24 protein-coding genes are annotated in these 26,482 nt (G+C 37.1%); 12 read left to right on the forward strand and 12 right to left on the reverse strand.

The window, feature by feature from the left end; all coding sequences use genetic code 11:
• Window positions 1-65 precede the first annotated feature (65 nt).
• Window positions 66-803, forward strand: coding sequence for a polysaccharide deacetylase family protein (locus BAU23_RS13935; protein WP_000595944.1), 738 nt, complete (start codon window positions 66-68; stop codon window positions 801-803).
• Between the two features lie 104 nt (window positions 804-907).
• The gene (locus BAU23_RS13940) at window positions 908-3,583 is read left to right on the forward strand and encodes a sigma-54-dependent transcriptional regulator (RefSeq protein WP_071734661.1); all 2,676 of its coding nucleotides are present in this window, start codon (window positions 908-910) and stop codon (window positions 3,581-3,583) included.
• Between the two features lie 154 nt (window positions 3,584-3,737).
• On the opposite strand, the gene exsM is transcribed toward BAU23_RS13940, so the two are convergent.
• A complete protein-coding gene (gene exsM / locus BAU23_RS13945; RefSeq protein ID WP_000207036.1) occupies window positions 3,738-4,151 on the reverse strand; it encodes an exosporium regulatory protein ExsM in 414 nt (137 codons plus the stop codon).
• Between the two features lie 189 nt (window positions 4,152-4,340).
• Between exsM and BAU23_RS13950 the strand changes: the two genes are divergently transcribed.
• On the forward strand, window positions 4,341-5,522 hold the full coding sequence (locus BAU23_RS13950; protein ID WP_071734662.1) for a chromate transporter: 1,182 nt from the start codon (window positions 4,341-4,343) through the stop codon (window positions 5,520-5,522).
• A 40-nt stretch (window positions 5,523-5,562) separates the two neighbouring features.
• On the opposite strand, the gene chbG is transcribed toward BAU23_RS13950, so the two are convergent.
• The 5 genes from chbG to BAU23_RS13975 form a co-directional block, all read right to left on the reverse strand.
• Window positions 5,563-6,267, reverse strand: a complete 705-nt coding sequence (chbG, locus tag BAU23_RS13955; RefSeq protein WP_000593464.1) for a chitin disaccharide deacetylase — start codon at window positions 6,265-6,267, stop codon at window positions 5,563-5,565.
• Between the two features lie 51 nt (window positions 6,268-6,318).
• The gene (celF, locus tag BAU23_RS13960; RefSeq protein ID WP_000145740.1) at window positions 6,319-7,644 is read right to left on the reverse strand and encodes a 6-phospho-beta-glucosidase; all 1,326 of its coding nucleotides are present in this window, start codon (window positions 7,642-7,644) and stop codon (window positions 6,319-6,321) included.
• 3 nt (window positions 7,645-7,647) lie between these two features.
• Window positions 7,648-7,971 carry a PTS lactose/cellobiose transporter subunit IIA gene (locus tag BAU23_RS13965; protein WP_000989054.1) on the reverse strand — a complete coding sequence of 108 codons (324 nt, stop codon included), beginning with the start codon at window positions 7,969-7,971 and terminating at the stop codon, window positions 7,648-7,650.
• A gap of 183 nt (window positions 7,972-8,154) precedes the next feature.
• Entirely contained in the window at window positions 8,155-9,462 is a 1,308-nt protein-coding gene (gene celB, locus BAU23_RS13970; protein ID WP_001168835.1) for a PTS cellobiose transporter subunit IIC, read from the reverse strand.
• Between the two features lie 16 nt (window positions 9,463-9,478).
• A complete protein-coding gene (locus BAU23_RS13975) occupies window positions 9,479-9,781 on the reverse strand; it encodes a PTS sugar transporter subunit IIB (RefSeq protein ID WP_001023569.1) in 303 nt (100 codons plus the stop codon).
• Window positions 9,782-10,210: 429 nt separating this feature from the next.
• On the opposite strand from BAU23_RS13975, the gene BAU23_RS13980 reads away from it, so the two are divergent.
• Together BAU23_RS13980 and speD are read left to right on the forward strand one after the other, a co-directional pair.
• Complete coding sequence (locus BAU23_RS13980) at window positions 10,211-11,764, forward strand: polyamine aminopropyltransferase (RefSeq protein ID WP_071734663.1); 1,554 nt, start codon at window positions 10,211-10,213, stop codon at window positions 11,762-11,764.
• An 18-nt stretch (window positions 11,765-11,782) separates the two neighbouring features.
• Window positions 11,783-12,154, forward strand: a complete 372-nt coding sequence (speD, locus tag BAU23_RS13985) for an adenosylmethionine decarboxylase (RefSeq protein WP_071734664.1) — start codon at window positions 11,783-11,785, stop codon at window positions 12,152-12,154.
• A gap of 301 nt (window positions 12,155-12,455) precedes the next feature.
• Here the strand turns inward: speD and BAU23_RS13995 are convergent, their stop codons facing one another.
• From BAU23_RS13995 to BAU23_RS14005, 3 genes are read right to left on the reverse strand one after another with little or no spacing between them, the layout of a single operon-like run.
• Window positions 12,456-12,773: a PTS sugar transporter subunit IIA gene (locus BAU23_RS13995; RefSeq protein WP_000379630.1), complete on the reverse strand. Its 318-nt coding sequence runs from the start codon at window positions 12,771-12,773 to the stop codon at window positions 12,456-12,458.
• Window positions 12,774-12,782: 9 nt separating this feature from the next.
• The gene (gene celB, locus BAU23_RS14000; protein WP_071734665.1) at window positions 12,783-14,084 is read right to left on the reverse strand and encodes a PTS cellobiose transporter subunit IIC; all 1,302 of its coding nucleotides are present in this window, start codon (window positions 14,082-14,084) and stop codon (window positions 12,783-12,785) included.
• A gap of 14 nt (window positions 14,085-14,098) precedes the next feature.
• Complete coding sequence (locus tag BAU23_RS14005) at window positions 14,099-14,401, reverse strand: PTS sugar transporter subunit IIB (RefSeq protein ID WP_001023562.1); 303 nt, start codon at window positions 14,399-14,401, stop codon at window positions 14,099-14,101.
• A gap of 225 nt (window positions 14,402-14,626) precedes the next feature.
• Here BAU23_RS14005 and BAU23_RS14010 point away from each other — a divergent pair, with 225 nt between their 5' ends.
• The 3 genes from BAU23_RS14010 (at window position 14,627) to BAU23_RS14020 (ending at window position 17,632) form a co-directional block, all read left to right on the forward strand.
• Window positions 14,627-15,844: a dicarboxylate/amino acid:cation symporter gene (locus tag BAU23_RS14010; protein WP_000649358.1), complete on the forward strand. Its 1,218-nt coding sequence runs from the start codon at window positions 14,627-14,629 to the stop codon at window positions 15,842-15,844.
• Window positions 15,845-16,052: 208 nt separating this feature from the next.
• The gene (locus BAU23_RS14015; protein WP_071734666.1) at window positions 16,053-17,210 is read left to right on the forward strand and encodes an acyltransferase; all 1,158 of its coding nucleotides are present in this window, start codon (window positions 16,053-16,055) and stop codon (window positions 17,208-17,210) included.
• 41 nt (window positions 17,211-17,251) lie between these two features.
• Window positions 17,252-17,632 (forward strand): VOC family protein, encoded by a 381-nt coding sequence (locus BAU23_RS14020; RefSeq protein WP_071734667.1) that lies wholly within the window; start codon window positions 17,252-17,254, stop codon window positions 17,630-17,632.
• A gap of 39 nt (window positions 17,633-17,671) precedes the next feature.
• Here BAU23_RS14020 and BAU23_RS14025 read toward each other — a convergent pair whose 3' ends face one another.
• Entirely contained in the window at window positions 17,672-19,672 is a 2,001-nt protein-coding gene (locus BAU23_RS14025; RefSeq protein ID WP_071734668.1) for a YhgE/Pip family protein, read from the reverse strand.
• Between the two features lie 135 nt (window positions 19,673-19,807).
• Between BAU23_RS14025 and BAU23_RS14030 the strand changes: the two genes are divergently transcribed.
• Window positions 19,808-20,692 carry a LysR family transcriptional regulator gene (locus BAU23_RS14030; protein WP_071734669.1) on the forward strand — a complete coding sequence of 295 codons (885 nt, stop codon included), beginning with the start codon at window positions 19,808-19,810 and terminating at the stop codon, window positions 20,690-20,692.
• 58 nt (window positions 20,693-20,750) lie between these two features.
• Here the strand turns inward: BAU23_RS14030 and BAU23_RS14035 are convergent, their stop codons facing one another.
• Together BAU23_RS14035 and BAU23_RS30205 are read right to left on the reverse strand one after the other, a co-directional pair.
• A complete protein-coding gene (locus BAU23_RS14035; protein WP_071734670.1) occupies window positions 20,751-21,836 on the reverse strand; it encodes a transcriptional regulator in 1,086 nt (361 codons plus the stop codon).
• Between the two features lie 90 nt (window positions 21,837-21,926).
• The gene (locus tag BAU23_RS30205) at window positions 21,927-22,076 is read right to left on the reverse strand and encodes a hypothetical protein (RefSeq protein ID WP_071734671.1); all 150 of its coding nucleotides are present in this window, start codon (window positions 22,074-22,076) and stop codon (window positions 21,927-21,929) included.
• Between the two features lie 254 nt (window positions 22,077-22,330).
• On the opposite strand from BAU23_RS30205, the gene cydA reads away from it, so the two are divergent.
• The 3 genes from cydA to BAU23_RS14055 all read left to right on the forward strand — a co-directional run bounded on the left by cydA (window position 22,331) and on the right by BAU23_RS14055 (window position 26,438).
• The gene (gene cydA / locus BAU23_RS14045; protein ID WP_000381947.1) at window positions 22,331-23,686 is read left to right on the forward strand and encodes a cytochrome ubiquinol oxidase subunit I; all 1,356 of its coding nucleotides are present in this window, start codon (window positions 22,331-22,333) and stop codon (window positions 23,684-23,686) included.
• The gene (locus BAU23_RS14050) at window positions 23,679-24,704 is read left to right on the forward strand and encodes a cytochrome d ubiquinol oxidase subunit II (RefSeq protein WP_071734672.1); all 1,026 of its coding nucleotides are present in this window, start codon (window positions 23,679-23,681) and stop codon (window positions 24,702-24,704) included. The genes cydA and BAU23_RS14050 overlap by 8 nt, the downstream gene beginning before the upstream one ends.
• 375 nt (window positions 24,705-25,079) lie before the next feature.
• Complete coding sequence (locus BAU23_RS14055) at window positions 25,080-26,438, forward strand: arsenic transporter (protein ID WP_016130880.1); 1,359 nt, start codon at window positions 25,080-25,082, stop codon at window positions 26,436-26,438.
• Window positions 26,439-26,482: the final 44 nt, after the last annotated feature.

A 26,482-nucleotide genomic window follows, 5' to 3' on the forward strand; every position in this document is an offset into this window, starting at 1 on the left:
GTATAACGAAAAAAGTATCAAATTTTCATTTTTACATCTTGATTGTCAAACTGAGGGTGAATGTTATGATCAAGCGATTACTTCAATGTATAATTTTATTTTTAACTATTACTATGTACGCATCATCTAATACAGAAGCAACTACAGACATTCAAGCAGAAGATCAACAAAGCACTCAAACTACCTCTCCTACAAAAAAAATTGCGTACTTAACATTTGATGACGGGCCGAATAAATACACACCACAAATTTTAAATATTTTAAAAGAGAAGAACGGGAAAGCAACTTTCTTCGTTATCGGCGGAAAAGTGCCACATTATAAAAAAACGATGGAGCGATTGATTAAAGATGGACATTATATTGGCCTCCATAGCATGTCACATGATGTAAAACGTCTTTATACTGGCGATCCATCAATTTTAATTGAAGAAATGGAACAAACTCAAAATATTGTCCGGCAAGTTACACATCTAAATACACATCTCGTTCGTGTCCCATACGGTAGCATGCCTTATTTAAAAAAGAATTACCGCGACGCACTCGTATCTTCCCAGTATAAAATGTGGGATTGGACAATTGATACATATGACTGGAAAAGCTATGATAATCCTTCCGCAATACTAGAAAGAGTGCGAAATCAAAGCGATGAACAAGTAGAGGTTATTTTAATGCATGATTCTAGTGTCACAGTGCAAATACTCCCAAAAGTAATTGATTATTTGCAATCACAAGGATACAAACTACTTCCCTACAATCCATCTTCCCATCTCGAAGTGAATTTTTGGAAAGACACAAGATTGTAACAGCTTTAGTGCCTATATACTAAAGCTGTTTTATTTTTCTCTTCCCACACTTCCCATTTTTGTGTAAAATTTTAAATAGTGATGAAGTTTCGAGGTGAATAGAAATGAAACGAATAGATCTCATTTTTAACGCAATACAAAAAGGGAATTATATAGAAGGTGTAACAGCATCTGAACTCGCTACACTTCTACAGTTAGACCGTGCAAATGTTAGTAGCGACTTAAACAAGCTCGTGAAAGACGATCGTTTATTAAAAACGAGTACACGTCCTGTCCGTTTTTATATAGAAACGAATACTTCCTTGGAAACGCATTCAATAAAGGGCACTTCATTAGATACATTTGCAATTGAAAATACAAGCCTAAAAATTGCCATTGAAAAAGCAAAAGCTTCTATTCTCTACCCTCCAAACGGTATGCATACTTTACTACTTGGAGAAACAGGTGTCGGAAAATCGATGTTCGCTTCTTTAATGCACGAATATGCAATTGAAGTGGAACAACTTCCAAAAGATGCACCTTTTATCGTCTTTAACTGTGCTGATTATGCAAACAATCCACAACTACTACTTGGACAGTTATTTGGGATAAAAAAAGGAGCTTACACAGGTGCCAGTGATCAAAAAGGTTTAATTGAAAAAGCCCATGAAGGAATCCTTTTCTTAGATGAAGTACATCGTCTTCCTCCAGAAGGACAAGAAATGCTCTTCACATTTATTGATCGCGGAGTATATCGCCGCCTTGGAGAAACAGAAAATGAACGTAAGGCACAAGTATTAATTATTACTGCAACAACAGAAGAACCAAACTCATTTTTATTAAAAACATTTACAAGACGTATTCCAATGACCGTTACGCTTCCACCTCTTCGTGAGCGAACGCATAAAGAACGCTTTGCTTTGTTGCAACTATTTTTCACAAATGAAGCGATTCGACTACGAAAAGAGATTCATGTTAGTCCAAACGCAATGCGATCCTTCGTCTTTTACAATTGCCCAAATAACATTGGTCAATTGAAAACAGATGTACAAATTGCCTGCGCGAAAGCTTATTCTGATTTCGTAACAAAAAAACGTGATTCTGTCGGTGTTTCAAGTACAGATTTACCTTGGTATATGAAAGAAGGACTGTTTATCGAAAGAAAGAGCCGTCACCTATACCAAATACCAAATGAAACATTTGTATTTACAGGTGATGAAGGCTGGAGCAAGCATAAAACAGAAGATGAAAAACGTTCTTCTATTTACGATTATATTGATTATAAATATGAAGAACTTCAAGCACGCGGCATTGAAGAGGAAGAATTAGAGTTACTAATAGAAAATGATATTCAAAGCTTTTTCGTTCAATATTTTAACCAAATGTCTAAAAAAACAAGCCATGAAAATGTTTTTAAAATTGTGGATCGTAATATCGTTTCCGTGTGTGAAAAAATTGCAGAGCTAGCTGAAAAATATTTATCTAAAACTTTTGATGAAAAAGTGTTTCTTGCTTTAGGTTTACATGTACAGACAACTCTACAACGCTTACAGGGTGGGAAACAAATTCACCACCCACAATTAAATCAAATTCGTACGAAATATAAAGAAGCTTTTTCCGTAGCTATGCAATGTATTCAACTGTTAGAAGAAGAATTACAAATAACAATGCCTATTGATGAAGCAGGCTTCTTAACAATGTTCTTCGTTGTTGACCCAATTCCTGCCTCACAAACAGAAGTAAAAGTATTAATATTAGCGCATGGTAATGGCATCGCAACAGAAATGGCAAACGTCGCAAACGAACTGCTCGGTATTGATGAAGTAACTGGTATCGATATGCCCTTGCATGAATCACCGAAAGATTTCTTAGAGCGTGTTAAGGTGTATATGAAAACACTTCAAAATGTAAACGGGCTTCTCTTACTTGTTGATATGGGATCTCTCGCTTATATTGGTGATATATTAGAAACTGAATTCAAAATTCCTGTACGTGTTCTTTCCATGACGAGCACACCACATGCACTAGAAGCAGCTCGAAAAGCTCAGCTTGGCTACTCATTAGATGCACTATATGAAACAGTGAAGAACTTAACGCCATTCTATTTAAATGTACAAGAAGAAAAGAAAAAACCGCTGTCACCAATGAAATCTGTTATTTTAACAGCTTGCTTAACTGGCGAAGGAAGTGCTTTAGCAATTCAAAAAATGTTAGAGAACTATTTACGCTTTGATAAAGACTTAATTGAAATTATTCCGATTAGCATCGTTCACGAAAAAGATTTAACAAAAATGATTGAGAACATAAAAAAAGAGCGTAATATCATTTGTATCGTCACGAATTTCGATGTGCAAGTACCATGCTTAACATACCACTTCCAAGACATTGTGAACTACACAGCGATTCAGCCAATTCAAGAATTAATTACGTATGAAGAAACATATGCGAAAATGGCTGATATTCTTGAGCAACAAATGCAGCGTAACGACGGGGCATTACTTATTAAAACAATTCGTTATGCATTAAATACCATTCAAGAATTAATTTCTTTACAGCTAACTCCTGACAGTTTAATGGGTGTGATTTTGCATATGAGCTGCATGGTTGACCGTCTTCAAAAAGGCGAAAGTCTCCTACCTCATCCTGATAAAGAGAAACGAAGACAAGATGAGTACTGGATGTATATGAAAGTAAAAAAAGCATTGCAACCTATTGAAAATACATTTGAAATACAAATACCAGATGACGAAGTATTTTATGTAATGGACTTCTTCATTAAAAATCAACCTGTAAAAAATTGATCTAGGTGATATTTTCGAGTAGTACCTAGCGCGTAGTAAGTGAACTTATATCGGCGATTTTTTAAATATATCGACTCACCGACAATACTTCACAAAAACCGCAACCAGTATAATAAAAAAAGGCTGTTCCAATTTTTTGGGACAGCCTTTTCGTTTACTTCTTTACTTTCCTTATTCTCCCCCTTATTTCTCCCTTCTTATTGGACCTCGTATAAACATTTACATATACATTCGCCTGAATAATTTCTTGAAGCAAGCTGTCAAATGCACTCCCCTGTAAGGGCCCTTCAAAATCCTCCACATTTGCTACGCCAGTAACGACTCCTTCATTTACACTAATACCTTGCTTTAGCGGACCAAACAAACTTAAAACAACTGGACCAATTTGATCTGCTTTCCCTAAATGAATTTGACACGATGTAACTTTTTCAACATTTTTCAATATGATTCGATATTGCAACTTCTTTAAATCCTCACTAAAAATGAACTCTGTTACACCATAAGCTTCTGTATTTACAGGAGGTATTTCCCTCTTCCCTGTTAACCTAGCAAAGAAATGTGTTGTCATACGGGCATTCTCCTCATATAAATTTCCCAGCACTACTTCTACTACTTTATGGTTTAGACATAATCATTTATGACTTTTTCAATTTTTAATTACAACTAAAAGATTCACAGAATCTTTACATAGAAATCATTTCATTCACTTTACTGCCTCTTGTATAATGCACTTAGAAAAACATTCTTGGAGGCCATTTTGAAAAATAACAACTACTCTTTACGATTATTAATGGAGATTTTTCTCGTCTCATTTAAATTAGGGCTCACTTCGTTTGGAGGCCCTGTCGCTCATCTCGGGTATTTCCATCATGAATACGTGCAAAAAAGAAAATGGATGGATGAAAGAAGTTACGGAGACTTAGTAGCACTATGTCAATTCCTTCCTGGACCAGCCAGCAGTCAAGTCGGTATGGGGATTGGATTATTACGCGGGGGATTATTAGGATCCATAATTTCATGGATTGGATTTACTCTACCGTCTGTGCTCGTTTTAGTTTTCTTCGCTTCATTCCTTAATCAGTTCGAACTTGGAAGTACGGGCTGGATTCATGGACTGAAACTTGTAGCGGTTGCAATTGTCGCTCATGCAATATGGGGAATGGCTCAAAAGTTAACCCCGGACCGAAACCGTGCAACAATCGCGATTGTAACTGCCGCAATCGCCCTATTATGGCCAAGTAGTTGGACACAAGTCATTCTCATTATAGTATCTGGCTTTATCGGTTGGTTTTTATATAGCGGCCAACCCGTTAACCAAGCTCAAAAAATAAACGTCCCTATTTCAAAAATGGTGGCAATTTCTTGTCTCATCTTATTCTTCGGACTATTAATACTGCTACCAATATTAAGACCGTTCTCTTATTACATCGCTTTATTTGATAGTTTCTATCGCTCTGGTGCACTTGTATTTGGAGGCGGACATGTAGTGCTGCCCCTTCTTGAAAGTGAGTTCGTACAAAACGGAATGATGACGAAAGAACAGTTCCTAGCTGGATATGGATTAACACAAGCCGTACCAGGACCACTATTTACATTCGCCTCTTATATAGGAGCAGTGATAAACGGGACACTTGGGGCACTACTCGCAACAATCGCTATCTTTCTTCCTGCTTTCCTGCTCGTTATTGGCGTCTTACCATTTTGGGACAGTGTAAGGAGAGTATCCTACATACAAGGCGCACTACTTGGAGTGAATGCAGCTGTTGTCGGTATTTTAATAGCAGCTTTTTATGATCCTATTTGGACAAGTACAATTATAAACACTGTAGATTTTGTTTTTGCGTCTCTTCTATTTTGCTTGCTCGCTTTTTGGAAAACACCACCTTGGGTTATCGTTATACTCGGAGCCTTTGGCGGATATATCCTATCGATTTTGTAAATACAAAAAACGACGGCATTATGTGGCCGTCGTTTTTCTATTAAAACTTCACAAGCTCTATTCCTTCAGGCAACTCGCTCTCCGTTAAAATACGCAATTCTTTCACACGATCCATTACGTAAGAAGAACGTTTCACAAGCTCTGGGTCAATATAAGCTGGATGGACCATAATTTCTACCGTTTGTTCATCTTGTACTCTTTCTTTTAACTTCACAAAGTAGTCATCCGTTACACCATCAGCATAAAAGTCACTGTAAAACACATCTGAAAACGGACACACCGCTCTATCTTCCTCACAACGACGAATCGGAACATTATACTTAGCCGCTAATCTCTCAAGAACATCGTGCAAGATTGGTAGCCCATGTACATGATGATGACTATCTAAATGAGTCGGTGTTAATCCGTAAGATAAAAACTTCTCAATTTGAGCCGTCCATTCTCTTTCTACCTCTTCTGGATTTATATTTCCTCCCCATACGATGCTTTGTTTATGAAATGCTCCGTGGCTACTTACAAGTGATGGTACATCTGTAAGCAGCGGTTCTCCTGCTGTTAATACGAGATGAACTCCTACTCCTAGCGTTTCATACTCTTTTGCTAAGCGTACCGCATGCTCTGTCCCTGGCATATTCATCATCATCGTCGTTGAATTTACAAGCCCATTTATATGTCCATCAATAATTCCGTAATTTGTACCTTCTGTAAGACCGAAATCATCTGCATTTACAATTAACTTAATCATCGTAATACCTCCTACTAGAATTAAAAAAAGCGGGCTAAATAGCGCCGCTTTTTATTTCTCTACCTTTTTGAAGAACTGTGGAAGATGTTCTTTATGTGCTTCCAACATTTCATCTAAAATTTGTTTTGCAACTTTATCTGATGGTACAAGTGGATTAATTGTCATAGCAAGCAGCGCTTTATGATAATCCCCTGTAATAGCAGCTTCAATTGTTGTGCGCTCAAATGATTTAATTTGCTGTACTAAACCGCGAACTGGTACTGGAAGATCTCCAACTGCAATTGGTTTTGGACCTTCTTTCGTAATAATACAGTTCACTTCAACAGCTGAATCATGTGGTAAGCTTGCAATTGTTCCGTTGTTTCGTGTATTAACAGGCTGGATATCACCTTTATTATTGTAAATAGACGTAATTAAGCTACATGCTGCGTCACTGTAATAAGCGCCGCCACGTTTCTCTAATTGTGGTGGTTTAATATCTAAGTTCGGGTCTTTATATAACTCGAATAAATCATCTTCTAATTGTTTTACTACTTCTGCACGTGTACCTTTTTCAATCGAAGCTTCTTTCTCTTCTTCTAACATTTCACGTGTTTTGTAGTAGTAACGATGGTATGGACACGGAATGGCACGAAGACCGCGAATAAAGTCTGGCTCCCAGTTAAGCGCAGCGATATTTTCCATCGTGATTTGCTTTTCTGGATCTGTTACAAGCTCTAACACACGATCCATTACACTTACGCCATCTAAATATACGTCTAGTCCATATACCATATGATTTAAACCTGCAAAATCAACGTGGACACGACTTGCATCTACTTCAAGTAATCTTGCAAGACCCATGCGGATTCCGATTGGAACGTTACATAGACCAACTACTCTTTGAATATTTGTATAACGAAGGACTGCTTCTGTTACCATACCTGCTGGGTTTGCGAAGTTAATAAGCCATGCATTTGGACAAAGCTCCTCCATGTCCTTACAAATATCTAAAATTACAGGAATCGTTCTCAGTGCTTTAAATAAACCACCAGGACCATTCGTTTCCTGACCGATTACATCATATTTTAATGGAATTGCTTCATCTTTTGCACGTGCTTCTAATAAACCTACGCGAAGCTGTGTTGTTACGAAGTCAGCACCCTTTAATGCCTCACGACGATCAAGCGTTAAATGAATATCAATTGGTAAACCTGATTTTTTCACCATACGTTTCGCCAAGTTACCAACGATTTCTAACTTTTCTTTTCCTGCCTCAATATCTACTAACCAAATTTCACGAACAGGAAGCTCATCATAACGTTTAATAAATCCTTCAATTAATTCTGGTGTATAGCTAGATCCACCGCCGATTGTAGCAATTTTAATTCCAGTCATGCTTTATTCCCCTTTCGCTTCAAGCTTTTTATAAAGGTCGATAAACTCTGCTGCTAATTCTTTTACTGTAATAGAATTCATTAAGTGATCTTGTGCGTGAATTAAAAGAACACTAATCTCTGTTTTTTCTCCTCTTGCTTCTGATTGTATGAGCTCTGTTTGGAAATGATGCGCTTCATTAATCGCTTCTTTCGCCTTTACCATCGCTTCATCTGCTTCCGCCATTTTCCCCTGTTTAGCGAATTGCAGTGCCTCCATTGCAAAGCTTCGTGCGTTACCACTATTTAAAATCAATTGGAATGGAATTTGTTCTGCTGTAGTCATCATAATTACCGCCCTCTCTATTATGGTTCAACCGATTTAAATACCCCTTCAGTTTGAACATTTCTATTAAATTATTATTTTATTAATGATAGTTTAGTGTTCTTATAGATGTGTTTCATCTTTTTGAACATGATATAAAGGTGATTGTTCTCACAGATAGTGTTATCTGTGAGAACAATCACTGTGTTACATCGGTACAGAGTTATTATTTCCTTGTGCTGCTGCTTTTTCAGTACGAACAACAGAACGGTCGCATAATACAACGAATGGGTAGTAGATTACCATCGCAATTACAAAGTTGAATAACTGTAGAATTGCACCTGAAAGATGTCCACCTGTTACAAGATAACCACTAATAATTGGTGGTGTTGCCCATGGAATCATCACAACTGTTTTTGGTACCCATCCAATAGATATAGCTGTATAGGAAGTAATTACTAATACAATTGGTGTTACAATAAACGGTAAGAATAAAATTGGATTTAAAATAATTGGTGTACCAAAGATTACTGGTTCGTTAATGTTAAATGCACCAGGTCCAATTGATAAGCGAGATACACCGCGTAATTGTGCACTTTTTGCTACAAGTAATACCACTACTAAGAATGCTAATGTTGCACCAGAACCACCAAGATATACGAAAGTATCAAAGAATGGTTTTGTAATAATATTTGGAACATCAAATGCAGATGTACCACCTTGGAATAACTTCATATTTTTCTCTAATGCCGGTAAGTATAATGGCTCAATAATACCACCAACGATATTTGGCCCATGTAAACCGAAGAACCAAAGAAGATGAACAAGGATTACAATGACAATTGCACTTGGTAATGTCCCTGCTAAACTTTGCAGTGGTGATTGAATCGTATTAAAAATAAATTCATGAACACTTGTACCAGCTAATTTCACTGCTAATTGAATACCTGCAACTACTGTTAAGATAACAAATGCTGGAACTATAGCTGCGAAAGATCTTAAAACTGCTGGTGGTACTCCATCAGGCATTTTAAAAGTAATGTTTCTTTGTACAAAGAAACGGAATACCTCAGTAACAAGAAGTGCCACGATAATTGCTACGAATAGCCCTTGTGCACCTGTCCAAGCTAAGTTCAATCCGCCTTCTTTCGGTGTTGTTGGCGTAAGAATAATTAACGCACCAAATGAAATAATACCTGCTGACAAACCATCAACGCCGTAAGATTTTGCTAAGTTATAACTTGTTGTAAATGCTATGATTAGTGCTAGAATTGCGAAAGAACCAGTCCACATTCCACCGCCAACTTGTTTCCACGTTTCACCAAACAAACCTTTCATGAAATCTTGGAAAACTTCAGACGGAAAACCATTAATTAGTGATGCCAGTGCACCAACTAAAATAAGTGGCATAACTGCAATAAATCCATCACGGATCGCAGCTAAGTGACGTTGCGATCCGATTTTACCAGCGACAGGAACAATATACTTCTCCATAAATGCAATAAATTTTTGCATTTCGCTTCCCCCCTAATTATTTTTTAAGTGTTAACGCGTGATCTAAAACTGCTTCTCCATTCATCATGCCGTAGTGCATTGGATTAATAACATCGATTCCAACATTTCTCTCATCGGCAAGCGTTTTCATTGAAGAAAGCATGTAACGAACTTGTGGTCCTAGTAATAATACATCTGCTTGATCGATATTTGTTTTTACTGCATCCCCAGATACAGCCCAAATCTTTCCTTCTAGACCGCGAGCTTTTGCAGCCGCTTCCATTTTTGTAACTAGTAAACTTGTAGACATCCCTGCTGAGCAACATAATAAAATATTCATTTGAAAATCCCCCTTGTGTAGTATAAAAAATTTATATTTTATTTATTTTTCTTTACGCTATTTATTAATGCAATTAGCGTGCCAACTTTTTAAAACGCCTAAAATCAGCGTTTTTTCGAGCAATTTATTTGTGTGTTACCGCTTTCAATCAGTGTGTCACTCAAAAAACACACAGTGTGTTATAAAACAACACGCTTTTAACACATAACTGTATGAAAATAGATTAGTGTTTAGTTGTCTAGTTGTGTTTAAAGCAAAAAAACACTAAAAATTTTTAAAAACGTGAAAATATAATAGAGAAAAATATAATATTTCGACTCAAATCAAAAACAAATACCTATTCAAGACACTCGTCTAGCTATTGTCCAGTCAAACTCTATTGAATTACATAGAATAGAATAAAATAAAGTATTTTGAAAGGGGATCCCAATGCCAAAGCATAGAAAAAAGAATAGAATGAAGATTTATAGAATACAGTTTCAAAATAAATGGTATAAACGTGAAGAGGATTCTGAATTAAATTCCGACGCGTATAAACTAGACAAACAGGACACTGAAGATACGCACGACAAACAAGATAAACACGACAAGCAAGATAAACAAGACAAACCTGATAAACAGGACAAGCAAGATAAACAAGACAAGCAAGATAAACAAGACAAGCAAGATAAACAAGATAAACAAGACAAACAAGATAAACCTGACAAACAAGATAAACACGACAAGCAGGACAAACAAGACAAGCAGGACAAACCTGACAAACCTGACAAGCAGGACAAACCTGACAAACCTGACAAGCAGGACAAACCTGACAAGCAGGACAAACCTGACAAACAAGACAAACCTGACAAACAAGACAAACAAGACAAACCTGACAAACAAGACAAACCTGACAAACAAGACAAACAAGATAAACCAGGTAAACCAGATAAACACGATAAGCAAGACAAACAGGACAAACAGGACAAACAGGATAAACAGGATAAACAGGATAAACAGGATAAACAGGATAAACAGGATAAACAGGATAAACAGGATAAACAGGATAAGCAAGTACAATCGGAAAATGTAATAATAGTACCCACAGATTCGCACAGCTTAGATATATGGGATGAAATTTCGCTAAAAGAAATACAAGCTGGTGAACATACAAGTTTATTTGAAAAAAAAAGCAATTATCAAAACATTGATTTACTCCAAGTAAGCGATATTCGTCTATATTTGGATAAACAACTACAATTTAGTTCCGTCGATGAGCAAATCTATCATGAAGCACTTGTTCACCCGATTATGTCAAAGGTAATAGATCCAAAGCGTGTTCTCATATTAGGCGGTGGCGATGGTCTTGCTTTAAGAGAGGTTTTAAAATATGAAACGGTTACCCATGTAGACCTCGTCGACTTAGACGAAGAAATGATTAAGATGGCTCGCAATGTTCCAGAATTAGTTTCTTTAAATCAACAGGCATTTTTTGATGATCGTGCAAATGTACATGTATGTGACGCGAAAGAATTTTTGAAATCTCCTTCCTCTTTATATGATGTAATTATTATTGATTTTCCTGATCCAGCGACAGAAGTATTAAGCACTTTATATACAAGCGAACTCTTTGCCCTTATAGCTACATTCTTAACAGAAGATGGTGCATTTGTTTGCCAATCTAATTCACCCGCTGATGCACCCCTTGTATATTGGAGTATTGGTAACACAATTGAAAATGCCGGATTAATTGTAAAAAGCTATCATACAATTGTTCCTTCTTTCGGAACTGACTGGGGATTTCATATTGCTGCTAACTCCTCATTTGTACTCGATCAAATTGAACAATTATACGTAGTACCATCCCCTCGAACATTACCTTCTCTTCTTGCTCCTTTATTTCAATTTAAAGAAGAACAGTTAGAGCACCGTAATAATGCCGTTTTAAATTCAGAATCTGACCTTACCCTACATCAGTGCTACCAAATAGAAATGGAGTTTTAACAAGGAGGATACAAATATATGGACTATTCTACGTTTGGTCGGCATATAATAGTAGATTTATGGGGCGTAAATTTTTCTCTATTAAATGATATTCATTTTTTAGAGCATCATTTAATTGCTGCTGCGAATCGCTCTGGTGCTCACGTTTTAAATGTAAGTAACAAAGAATTCCACCCATATGGAGTTACGGTATTAATTTTATTATCAGAAAGCCATCTCTCTATTCACACTTATCCTGAAAAGGAATTTGCAGCTATTGATTGTTATACTTGTGGTACATCTGTTGATCCTCAAAAAGCCATTGATTCTATAATAAGCGTATTAAAACCAGAACGCATGCATATAAAAAAATTAATTCGTGGTGTAGGAGAATTCGTTACTATCGATTAGTTATCATCCCCATTTCCCCATAAAGAAGGAGGCTCGTTAATATAAAAATACCATCAGTGTAACTTATAACACTCCACTGATGGTACACACACATACATAGTTTATTCATCTTAATTGATGATTTAATTTTGCTATTTTTCGTTTCCAATATAAAGTCATCATAAACCATATAATGAAGCTCACTTTGCCCTTTCATTTTTACATAAACCTGGAAATAACACATACAATTCTGTGTAAGTGGCCCTCTTTTCGTCATAACTGTCTCTTTTAAAAACATAAAAAAACCTTGCATAAGCAAGGTTCATTCAGCTACTGACATCTTCCTATATAATTCTACAAACTCACTCGCCAATTCCTTCACTGTAATTGCGTTCATTAAATGATCTTGTGCATGCACCATTAGCAGGGTAACTTCGGTTTTTTCCCCGGCAGCCTCTTTCTGTATGAGCTCTGTTTGTAAGCGGTGCGCCTCTTGCAATTCATTTAAAGCTTCTTGTAGTTTCGCTTCCGCTTCCTGAAATTCACCGCGCTTTGCGCAATCAATTGCTTCCATTGAACAACTTCTCGCATTACCACCATGCAAAATTAAGTGAAAAGCTTTCGTCTCTATCGTATCCATTTTAGTTCTTTACTCCCCCTTTTCTTCCGCTACTTTTTGTTTATCCCATATCTTTAAGAATGGAAAATAAATAAGAAATGCAAGTGCAAAGTTAACTAGCTGCAAAACAACCCCTGAAATTTTCCCGCCTGATCCTAAATATCCACTAAAAAGAATAGGTGTAGTCCAAGGTACAGCAGCTCCGCTCGGACGTGCAACCCATCCCCATTCCATTGCAAAATAAGAAACAACCGTTAACACGACTGGCACCAATATAAATGGAATAAGTAAAAGTGGGTTCATTACAATCGGCATACCGAAAGTCACCATTTCATTAATATTAAAAATACCTGGCGCAATTGATAATCGTCCGATACTTTTTAATTGCTGACTTCGTGCAAATAATAACATTCCTACAACTAAAGCAAGTGTTGCACCAGAACCGCCCATATAAATCCATAAGTCAAAGAACTGTGCAGTAATCGTATTCGGTACGTCTTGCCCAGCCTGAAAAGCAATTCGATTTTGGTCCATTAACGACAACCAAATCGGACTCATTACACCACCAACAATTGCAGCTCCATGAATTCCGCACGCCCAAAGTACATGGACAATGATAACTGCGATTACCGCACCCCAAAGGCTAGCCCCAAGTACACTAAGAGGCTCCTGTAAAAGCTTTCCTATAACATTATGGATGCTACCGAAAGTCGTATGTTCAAAAATTAATCTAATGATCCAAACAACCGTCACAACAATAAAGCCTGGAATAAGCGCAGCAAATGAACGCGTTACTGCTGGCGGAACTGTCTCTGGCATCTTTATAATCATCTTTTTCTGTACAACGAATCGATAAATTTCAGTAGATATAATTGCAATAATCATCGCTACAAACAACCCTTGACTTCCCATTAACGCAGCTGGTATTGCTCCATCTATCAGTATACTTTCTTTCGTACTTGGTACGATATATGCAACTTGAAATGGTGTTGCAAGTAAAAATGTCACAAGTGATAATGCACCAGATGCTAACGAATCTACTTTATAGTATTCGCCCAATCTGTAAGCGATTCCAAAAACAGCTATTAAAGACATTATATTAAAAGTAGCCCCCACTGGGTACCCTAATGCTACATTCCAATTCTCCCCAAAGATTCCTGCCATAAAATCATTATACCCGGGTATCGGAAGAGCACTAATGATTAGAAAAAAAGAACCAATAATCAAGAAAGGCATCGTTAAAACAATTCCATCACGAATCGCTTGCAAATGTCTCTGTTCTGCAACCTTTCCTGCCACTGGCATCACATATTTCTCTAAAAACCCTATCATCTATCCCACTCTCCTCATGGTTTCATTGACAAAGCTGCTTGTAAGATAGCTTCTCCATTACAAAGCCCGTAATGGACGGATTGAATTACATCAACAGGTATTCCCTTCTCTTTACATAATTCTTTCATTTTCGGTAATAAATAGCGTACTTGCGGCCCAAGTAAAAGTACATCTGCATCATCAATATGATTTCGTACTTCTGAACCTGATACAGCCCAAATCTTTACCTCTATCCCCCTTGTCTGTGCTGCTTTCTCCATTTTTGTAACTATCAAACTGGAAGACATTCCCGCTGCACAGCAAAGCAAAATATTCATCCCGCTTCCCTCCCCCTTTTTCTACGCCTAATTTATGATGCAGCCCTTGCCACCACTAGGTTACAAATATATATGTCTAGATTTCTAACTGTATGCCGAGCTTAAAAACAAAAATTTCTTGGTTTTCACGCTATTCCATCTATCGCATTTTCCTAGTAAAGACGTCTCTAACTCGCTATAATGATTCAGTATGATTTTTTTTATAATCGATAGGAGGGTTTATTTATGAAGGCATATCGCTTTCCACTTATTTTATTATCTTCTATCCTAATTGGTGGTTTCATTGGTTATTTCATGGGTGCCGATGCAGTTGCTTTAAAGCCGCTTGGTGACATTTTCTTAAACTTAATGTTTACGATTGTTGTACCTTTAGTATTCTTTAGCATCGCGTCATCTATTGCTAATATGGATGGATTAAAACGTTTCGGTAAAATTATGTCTAGTATGGCTGGAACTTTCTTATTTACAAGTATTTTAGCTGCTATTTTTATGATTATTATCGTGAAAGTATTCCCGCCAGCACAAGGTGTTGTATTAGAACTAACACAGCCCGATAAAGCTGAAAAAGCAGTTAGTGTTGCTGATCAAATTGTTGGTATCCTAACAGTATCAGACTTTTCAAAGTTACTATCTCGTGAGAACATGTTAGCCCTTATTTTCTTCTCTATCTTAATGGGGATTGCAACTTCAGCAGTTGGTGAAAAAGGGAAACCATTCGCTACATTCTTACAAGCTGGTGCAGAAATTTCAATGAAAGTTGTATCTTTCATTATGTACTACGCTCCAATCGGACTAGCTGCTTACTTCGCAGCATTAGTTGGTGAATTCGGACCGCAACTTCTTGGAACTTACTTCCGAGCAGCAATGGTATACTATCCAGCTTCTCTTATTTACTTCTTTGTATTCTTTACATTCTATGCGTACCTTGCAGGTCGTAAACAAGGTGTACAAATATTTTGGAAGAACATGGTCTCTCCTACAGTTACATCTCTTGCAACTTGTAGTAGTGCCGCAAGTATTCCAGCTAACTTAGAAGCAACGAAGAAAATGGGTATTTCTTCTGACGTTCGTGAAACAGTTGTCCTTCTGGGGTCTACACTTCATAAAGACGGATCTGTTTTAGGCGGCGTATTAAAAATTGCTTTCTTATTCGGTATTTTCAACATGGAATTCGAAGGACCGAAAACATTGGCAATCGCACTTGTCGTTTCTCTATTAGTAGGAACAGTAATGGGTGCTATTCCGGGCGGAGGTATGATTGGTGAAATGTTAATCGTTTCTCTATACGGATTCCCGCCAGAAGCGTTGCCAATTATCGCAGCAATTAGTACAATCATTGACCCTCCTGCGACGATGTTAAACGTAACAGCAGATAACGCTTGTGCCGTAATGACAGCTCGCCTTGTAGAAGGTAAAAACTGGATCAAAAATAAATTTGCTTAATATATAGAAAGAGGATGCTCGTTAGGAGCATCCTCTTTTTGTTGTCATTTGTCAGTGAATCGATATATTTGAAGTTGTGATAGATATATTAGCAAAACCGTTAATATAATCCCATCCCGCCACAAATTTGTTATAATCTTCACAAATATTCCACACCTATTATCCATTCTCCGTACTATAATCATGTATGGAAAAGGAGATGGACACAATGACTCAAAGCGCACCAGAATTTAAAGTTTTGCAAAGCATTGCATTTCTTGCTGTCGTTTTGCAAAGTTCCTTATTATATACAATGAATCAAGGAAATGTCTTACTCGAGCAATCCCTCATTATGGGCATGCTATTCAACCTTGCAAAATTTTCAGCACCTGCATTCATATTTATCGTCGGCTTTCACTTAATTCGGCAATATACAAAGCAACTAGCCTACACAGAATATATTTATGAAAAAGCCGCACATTTACTCATTCCTTATTTCTTCTGGTCTATTCTTTACTTATTAACAACAAACGATATGATTACACTACAAAGCGGAATAAAAAGTTTATTACTCGGAACGGCTGCACCTCATCTTTGGTACGTTATTATGATGTTCCAAATTCACTTATTGTTCCCTTTGCTGTGCACACTATTTTATTGGTTTCAAAAACGAACAGAAAATAAAAAAGACATATACAAATATATGACCATTTTCGCTTGCCTATATTTCCTTTTAATGTGGTACTCTTCTCACTACATTTTTAATGGAGAGAAATTGACGAGCTCAACCATTTTACATTATACAGATCGTTCCTTCTTCTTCTACTCATTCTATTTCGTCATGGGAGGAATAGCTGCTGTCGCATTAAAAACTTGGCGTTTATTCGTCATGAAACATATCCCGCTTATAACAATCTTATTCTTTATTTTATTTTTATTTATCAATTATGAGTTATTTAGTTTTTATGGCGTGAACTCTATTCATTTAACTGTTTCTACTTATTTAAAACCATCTATGTTTCTATATATCGTATGCGAAATTATCATACTATACGTGCTATCTATTACAATTGTACAGCGACGCGGTTTCTTATATAAAGCTTTACGGTTTATTGGGAATTACACGTATGGTGCTTATTTAGCTCATTTTTTCTTCTTACAACTATGTACAAAATTTCTTTCTTTATTCACATTGCAAGAAAACACAATAGTATATAGCCTATTATTATTTATACTAACCGCCACAATCTCTATTTCAGCAATGGTCCTTTGCAGCATACTACCATTTCATACTTGGATTACAGGGCCTTCCCCTACGACAAATATGAAATGGGCCAAGATTGCCATTCGAAAGAATCATGAAAAAGTATTCAAACCATATCTTTGATATAATAATACCTATATAAGAAAAGAAAGCAGGAGACACCTATGATTAATCAAATCGGACAAATTATGTTATATGTAAATAATCAAGATGAATCAGTACAATTCTGGACAGAAACAGTTGGCTTCCAAATCGTTGCGGAAGAAAATAACGGACAAGGATTTCGCTGGATTGAAATTGCGCCGGCAAAAGAAGCTGGAACAAGCATTGTCCTTCACGATAAAGCGTTAATCGCGAAGAGGCAACCTGAATTAAACTTAAATACACCGTCTCTAATGTTCTTCTCTAATAACTTAGATCAACTATATAAAGATCTTTCTGAGAAAAATGTCACAGTTGGACAAGTTGTAGATTTACCTACTGGTAGAGCCTTCAATTTTGCTGATAATGAAAATAATTACTTTGCAGTTATGGAAAAGAAATAAGAAAAAGCTATCCGGAAAAATCGGATAGCTTTTTTCATTTTAAGAAACTTGTTCTGTATTCGTTTCTCTATGTTGTATATGACTCGTAATCCAAGCAATTCCTCCAGCAACAACGAGGTAACATAACAATATTAAAATTTGCATTTGTAATTGCGACCAATCTCCTAAAGAGATCACATCTTGTAATCCTCTAAGAGAATGAGACATTGGGAGAAACTGTCCGATTTTGCTAAGAACAGCTATGTTTAATTCTCCTGGGAAAGTACCTCCGCTCGTCGCTAATTGCAAGACAAGGAGCGTTACCGCTGCGAACTTCCCAACAAGACCAAATACCGTCACTAACATAAGAATGAATGTCATGAACGTAAAGGAAATAACAATACTAGATAAAACAAAGAGCGGCACACTTGCAACTTCTAATTTCATAACGCCTAGCACAACCACATCCACAAGTAGCGCTTGAATAAGTCCAATTAAATATACCAACCCTAGTTTATTAACAAAATGTACCGTTCCGCTTACCTTCATATTCTGTCTACGGCCAAGAGGTAAAATATTCGATGCCATAATTCCGCCAACATAAAATGCAAGCGATAAGAAATATGGTGCAATACCTGAACCGTAGTTAGGCACGTCAGAAACTGTTGACTTCACTAATTGAACTGGTTCTGAGAACATCGTATTGCGTGCATCATCATTGCGAACATCCGCTATCTTTTCTGCGCCCTCTCCCAATTTCGTGGAAAGTTCTTTCGCACCCTCGTCAAGTTTAACAAGTCCATTCGTTAACTTCTCAGCACCGTTATTTAGCTCCGTTCCACCACTCGCAAACTGATTTACACCTTCTTGTAGAGAAGTAAATCCATTCCCCCACTTCGCAAATCCATCAGCTAAATTCGAAGTGCCATCTGCTATCTTTTTCGTTCCAGCAGTAGCTTCATTTAACTTAACTCCGAATGTATTCATGCCTTCTTCAACTTTATACTGACCGTCAGCAAGCTTCTTCACGCCTTGTGTCAATTGTTGTTGGCTATTATTCAAAGTATTTGTTGCTTTAGCTAATCCATTAGAAGTAGCAACGATTTTTTGAAAAGTAGGATCTTGCTGCACTTCTGGATGACTTTTTGCGTACTCTTCTAACTGTTGTTTTACACTATTTGCTGCATTGTCCGCTTTCACTTGCCCTTCAGCAAGCTTCTCACTTCCGTTCACCCATTCATTTGTACCGGCACTTAATTCACTAACTCCTGATTGTAAAGTTTTTTCACCTTGCGTTAGTAACTCCATACCACTATGAAGTGATGTCGCTCCTTGACTAAGCTCATTTGCTCCCCCTGTTAACGCCGATTGGCTAGAGGCAAGCTTACCACTTCCTTCTTTCAACTTCACTGTCCCGTCACTTAAACGATGAATACCATCTGCAAGCTGATCCGCTCCATTTTTGGCATCCGTCGTTCCTTCATGTAACTTCTCAGCACCATTACTTGCATCACTCAACCCTTGTGCCAAATCTTGAAACTTTGAAAAGACACCTTCTGTATAAGATTTCGTAATACTATTTGAGATTTTTGTTTTCATATTTTCAACAGCTGTCGTTCCAATTTGAGCTGCTACAAAGTTTTTACCTGGATTTACTTTATACTGCAATTGTGCCGGCTCTGGTTTCTCATCCATAAGTGTACTTACCTTTTTAGAGAAATCTTCCGGAATCGTAACAACCATATAATACTTATCTTCTTTTAGCCCTTCATCAGCATTTTTTTCTGATACGAAATGAAAAGCCAGTTCCTTATTCTCTTTTAAATTTTTAACGAAATCGTCTCCTGCATGAATTGTTTTTTCATCCATTACAGCACCCTTATCTAAATTCACAACCGCAACAGGTAATTTATCTAATCGTCCGTATGGATCCCAATATCCAGCTAAGAAGAATCCTGAATAAATTAAAGGAACGATTAACAAAAAAATTAAAGCGATACGTCCATGTTTATGGTTCCACATCGCCTTCCAATCTTTAAATATAAGTTGAATTCCCTTCATGAAACATACTCCCTCTTCTAATTTAACACCCTTCGAATGGTTTAACAGATTTACTATACACGTCACTTTACATACTGTATAATACATCTTTAATTATCAATTCATTCTTTTTGGTCTATAGAAAGGGGAGTCAAAATGGAACTTCTTCAACTAAAATACTTTCAGACAGTCGCACGATTAGAACATATGACAAAAGCAGCTGAAGAATTGCATATCGCGCAGCCTTCACTCAGCAAAACAATCGCTAGACTAGAAAAGGACTTAGGCGTCCCATTATTTGATCGCCAAGGTCGACAGATTATATTAAACTCTTTCGGAAAAGTATTTTTAAAACGAGTAGAACGTATTTTTCATGAATTAAGTGAAGGGGAACGAGAAATTAAAGATTTAGCTGCATTACAACAAGGCTCTATTACGCTAGCCGTTTCTATTCCGCGAATATTACCAGAACTACTCGGTTCTTTTTTACTAGAACATCCTAACGTTCGATTCCAGCAATTTCTCGCGTCTACTCCTTCTATGAAACGGCAACTAGATAATATAGAAATTGACTTTTGTATCTCTTCTGTACCAATTGAAGGCGAGGAGATCGTTTGGGAACCACTTATTACAGAAGAAATTTTCTTAGTCGTTCCTTCAGGCCATCGGTTATCAAACCGGGAAAGTGTCCATCTACATGAAGTAAAAGACGAATCTTTTATTAGTATGAACACTGGCTACGGATTTCGGCACTTAACAGATGAATTTTGTAAAGAAGCTGGTTTCACTCCGCATATCGCTTTTGAAGTAGATGAACCAACCGTTATTAGCGATCTTATTAAGCAAGGTCTTGGCATCGCATTTGTCCCAAGTTTAACTTTATTAAAAAACTCCACTTTAGCCTCTAATAAGTTACGTATTATTGAACCTAATTGCGAGCGAACCATCGGCTTAAGTTGGTCGAAGAAACGTTACTTATCAAAAACTGCCCAGCAATTTCGTGAATTCGTGATTGATTACTTCTCCAATATTAGGCCATGAAATTATATCGACGATTTATCAACAAATAAAAGGTGCCATATCCCTAGGGTGGCACCTTTTATTTCTTACTCTTATCTAATTCCATTTCAGCTAAAAGTGGTAGTACATTATCAAAAATATGCGTATTGTTATTCTCACCAGTTACATATCCACCATAATATCTACTAAATACATTATCATTTCGGAATGTAGTCATCCTTTCATACAATTCCTTCGCAAACTTTATATCACCTGTTTGTAATACGTACAAAATTGTTAATCCATAAGATGCTGGTGATTCATAGTTTACAGTTTGTTTTCCCGTTTCTAAGTTATAACGACCGTATAACTTTCCGTCCTCATGGAATTTTTTCTTTATAAATTCCAAATAAGCATCTGATGAAAGACCGCCTAAGCTACGATGATACGCAACGTAGGATTGATCAATAAGATTCACTTCTTTATCGTATGTAAATGTACCATCTTCTTTATACTCTTTCGGAAATGCCCAACCCTCTCTCGGATAATGTGCTAAAAACTGAACAACTTCCTGATACTGCTGTGCAGAAATTTTTCCGTACTTTTTCATATAAGAGAATGCATGAGGATTTATGTAAGATGTTGTTGTAAATTTATTTTGTTGACCTGCATCTGCATCATAATAATCCACGTAATAATTATCTTTTTTATTATAACGAAGTACAGCATTGCTCAATTGATCAGCAAGGTTTTTATAGCGCTCTTCCTTATACATTTCATAAGCACGATATAATTGTTCAATAATACGAAGATCATCTATAAGTGCATTGGTGGCTGACTGCATTTCTCCCTTTTCAGAGATTTTCCATAAAACGATGTGATCCTTATGTACAAAATTATTTTGAATAACCTTTACTTGTTCATCGAATAGTGACTGATCATCTTTATCGAGCGTATATTGTAACCATAGTCCTGCCGATTCTGATAAAGCTTCACGGCCTTTCGCCTCACCTGTTCCTGCCTTTGTATCTGCTAAACGGTAGGTTGCAAGTGTTCCATTTTCATTTACCATATGCCTTAAAATAAAATGCTCTGTACGGCTTCCTTGTAAGGCCGACCAAAATACAATTCCTCCTAAAGCGATTAAGAGAATAACCCCAATCCCTATATATAAACGTTTCCGCAAACTTTTCACCTCCTTAGTAAGGCTAACCTTAATGTTATCAGAACATACGCGAATATAAAAAAGACAATCCTTTAGATTGTCTTTTTCGCATTACCCCTCACAATCCTCTTTAGAAGGTCTATATAGCGATTCCACAAGTCGATCATATTCACGACGCGTAATTTCTTTATTATATAACTTTAATAATAAATCTCTATGCTCTTTTGAAAATGCCATCTTTTTAATGACTTCAGGATACATAAAACACCCTCCCCATTTCACATAAACTTCTTCAACCACAAAAAAGAACTTATGTTCGCATAAAAGATTATAAAATATTCTTCTCTAAAAAACAAACAAAATATTACCTAATATACATTTCTTTATTTTTTGAATATTCAAAAAATCACATTAACACATTCCCTTTTTTTAATGCATATATATTTTTGGCATTTTATTGAATAAATCTTCCAATTCAATCAGAAAATAATGGCAAAAAGAAGAGGAGTATACATATGGATACCGTAACATTAGCAAGAGCATTTTTTGGTTCTTCACTAGCATTCCACATTATCTTTGCAACACTTGGAGTCGGACTTTCATTGATGATTTTTATAAGTGAAATACTCTATCACTGGAAGAAAGATTCCGACTATGCCATTATGGCAAAAAGATGGACGAAGGCTTTTGCTATCCTTCTCGGTGTAGCAATTCCAACTGGAACAATTGTTGGTGTACAAATTTCACTTCTTTGGCCTGGTTTCGCCAAAATTGTTGGCCAAGTTATTTCCGTACCGTTTCAAATTGAGATTTTTGCCTTCTTTTTAGAGGCTTTATTCATGTCTATTTATGTATATGCAGCTGATAAATTACCTCCATTTATGAGGTTAATCTCGTTATTTTTCGTTATGATTGGCGCCACTGCATCCGCCGTGCTTATTACATCAGCAAACACATGGATGAATACACCTGCGGGCTTTTCAATGGGGCCAGATGGCTCAGTTTTTAACGTTGATCCGTGGAAAGCTTTCTTTAATCCAAGCTTTGGCACAAGTGCATTCCACGTCGTTATTACAGCTTATGCAGCCGGAGCAGCTGTTATCGCTTCTATCGCTGGATTTAAATTATTAAAGAAAAATTTAAGTGCACGTGAAATTGCTTACCATAAAAAAGGATTACTATTAGGGCTTGTCGTTACATTTATTACAGGTGCTACGATGTGGATTTCAGGACACGAATCTGCTATTGCCTTACATAAACATTCACCCGAAAAGCTAGCATCTGCTGAAGCTTTGTTTGAAACGACATCACACGCTCCTTTATCGATTGGCGGGGTTGTGGATCCGAATACACTTGAACTAAATTATGCACTCGAAATCCCGAACATGCTTAGCTTATTAGTAGGACTAGACCCTAACACTGTTGTAAAAGGTCTAAAGGAATTTCCACAAGAAACATGGCCACCATTTTACACACATACACTGTTCAACTTAATGGTCGGCACCGCTGCCTTTACCTTTGCAGTTGCAGCTATTGCCCTCTTATATTGGTACTTTGTTTACCGAAAAAAAGGAGTAGAGTTACCGAAGTGGCTTCTTTGGGGAGCTGCCGCCTGTGGACCCGTTATGTTGCTCGGTATTGAATTTGGATGGATTTTTAGTTGTAGTGGTCGTCAGCCATGGACAATTTATGGCATGCAACGCACGGTAGATGCTTCTACACGCGCTGATTTCGTCGGTCCTTTATTTGTTTTATTCATCATTTTATATATTGGACTCGGTATTTTAACAGTCTTTGTACTACGGACATTCTTTAAGAAACATCCGTTAAAGAATGATTTACATCACGAAGGAGGCGATTCTCGTGCATGAGGAAAGCATTGCAATCATCATCTTATGGGCTCTTATTTTCGTATATAGCATACTAGGGTCCATTGATTTTGGAGCTGGTTTTTGGGGCATGGTATACGCTAAACATCCGACGCTCGCTGCCAAGCTTGCTAATCGGTACTTATCACCAACTTGGGAAGTAACAAATACGTTTCTTGTCTTTGTCGTTGTCGCTTTTCTCGGTTTCTTTCCAAAAGCGGCCTTTACCCTTGCAACCGTTATGTTCGTACCCGTTATGTTAATTTTAGTACTCGTTGCGATTCGCAGTACATTTATGGTATTTGCTTACTCCCTGCCAAAGTACCAACACCTTCTTCGGATTATTTCAGGTATTACTGGGCTCTTAATCCCAACTCTATTAATTACCGTTCTACCCGTTACAGAAGGTGCCTATATTACGATGTCTGAAGGAAAAGAAGTGCTCCTTTACGGAAAGCTTCTTTCTAGTCCTGTTATTTATTGTTATATGCTCTTTGGACTAACTTCGGAACTATTTCTATCATCTCTCTTTCTTGCTGATTTTGCGAGAGAACAAGGTTCAGAAGATGCATATAGAATTTATAGAAGAAATGCCATCATACTTGGTCCGGCAACGCTCGTCACCGCTATTATTGCCCTCGTTGTAATGGACCCTGAAACACACTGGCTTATGCAAGGATTAATAAAGCAATTCCCATGGTTTACAGTCTCTATCGTTTTATTTGTTATCGGATACTCCTCCCTTTGGTGGACAAATAAGAAGTATGGCACACTAGGATTTCCTCGTATTGCAGTTTTAGCCGTCGTCGCTCAATATGCATTTGCAAGCTACGCTTACGGCGTCGCCCATTTACCGTATATCATTTACCCGGACGTAACTGTATTTACAAGCTTTACGACGGTCGAAACATTCTATGCACTTCTTATTCTTTACGCAATCGGAATTGCAATTTTACTACCCGGATTCATTTTCTTCTGGAATTTATTCTTGAAGGATCGAACCTTTTTGAAGGAAAAATAATAAAGTGAAACTTTAATCAGTGGGGTTTTTGTTCATCCCCCGCTGATTATTAGCCCGCACCAATCGGGCGTTTACGTGCAGCAGGGCTCCCACCTAACTTCTTTGCTCCAGCCGAATTTTGAGGTGGGAGTCTTGTTGCCCGGCAAATAGCGGGATAAACGAGGGGCATTCGTACATAGAATGCCCCTCATTTATTAGACGTCTATCCTAATAGTTATTACACTACCACTTATACTTGTCCTATAGCTCAAAAAACACATATTCACTCCATTCCATTATATGTCTAGTTCCTCTTATTTCCTACTGAATATACTACCAATATAACCTTGAGACAAGCCACATTTTCTCAAGGAAAAATAGAAAGGTAGGCAGAATATGAGCATTGAAATATGGATTACTATTATTGTATTCTTCTTAACGATGATTGTTATCTTTTGGCGACCCCGTGGTTTAAATGAAGCGTGGCCAGCAGCAATCGGCGCTGGTATCATCCTCATTACGGGACTCGTATCAAAACCTGACGTCATAGATATTATTAGTAAAATAGGAGGAGCCTCCATAACAATATTAGCGACCATCGTTATGGCGGTTATATTAGAAAGCTTCGGCTTCTTCCACTGGGCCGCAGCGAAACTTGCAAATTTAGCAAAGGGATCCGGTCGCCGTTTATATTGGTATATTCAATTACTCTGTTTTCTTATGACTCTTTTATTTAATAACGACGGTAGTATTTTAATTACAACACCAATCCTAATTTTACTCCTGAGAAACCTTAAATTAAAACCTCATCAACAAATCCCTTATTTATTAAGCGGCGCTTTAATCGCCACTGCATCTAGTGCACCAATTGGTGTAAGTAATATCGTAAACTTAATCGCATTAAATATCGTTCATATGACTCTTTATATGCACACAGCGATGATGTTTGTACCTGCAACATTAGGTTTATTATTTATGTCATGGCTCATGTATACAGTTTTAAAGAAAAAACTCCCGGAAAGATTACCTGTTTCTTCATATGATATCGAAGAAATTTTCTTCACGAAAAACTTCCATCCGTTAAAAGGAAAAAATTCTGTTGATACGAAACAAAAACGTACAAAATTCATGTTAAAAGTATTAGGCTTCGTCTTCCTTATGCGCTGTCTTCTATTCGTTGCATCCTTCTTATCGATTCCAATCGAAATTGTTGCTGTACTCGGTTCACTCGTTCTTCTCATCTGGAGATGGTACTACTTACGAACAAACCCAGTCGATATTTTGAAAAAGACACCGTGGCACATTTTAATTTTCGCTTTCTCTATGTATGTAATTATTTACGGGCTTCACAATGCAGGATTAACAGCGGCACTTGTAAGTTGGCTTGAGCCAGTTGTAAGTCAGCATCTACTCTATGCAAGCTTTGCGATGGGCGGACTTGTATCTATCCTCTCTAACATCTTCAATAATCACCCTGCACTTATGATCGGTACCATTACGTTAACAGAAATGGGCCTAGATCCAGTCACATTAAAAACTATCTATCTCGCAAATATCATTGGTAGTGACATCGGTTCACTATTATTACCAATCGGTACGCTAGCTTCCCTCATTTGGATGTATATCCTAAGACAAAATAAAATTAAAGTGAAGTGGAAAGATTATTTAAGCGTATCTCTCATCGTAATCCCACTCACAACAGCCGTCACATTATTCCTCTTATACTACTGGGTACAATTATTCTTCGCCTTATAAACGACAGAAGCCCGCTTTGCTACCGTCTTAGCAAAGCGGGCTTC

It is taken from the genome of Bacillus nitratireducens (genome assembly GCF_001884135.1).
GTDB lineage: Bacteria > Bacillota > Bacilli > Bacillales > Bacillaceae_G > Bacillus_A > Bacillus_A nitratireducens.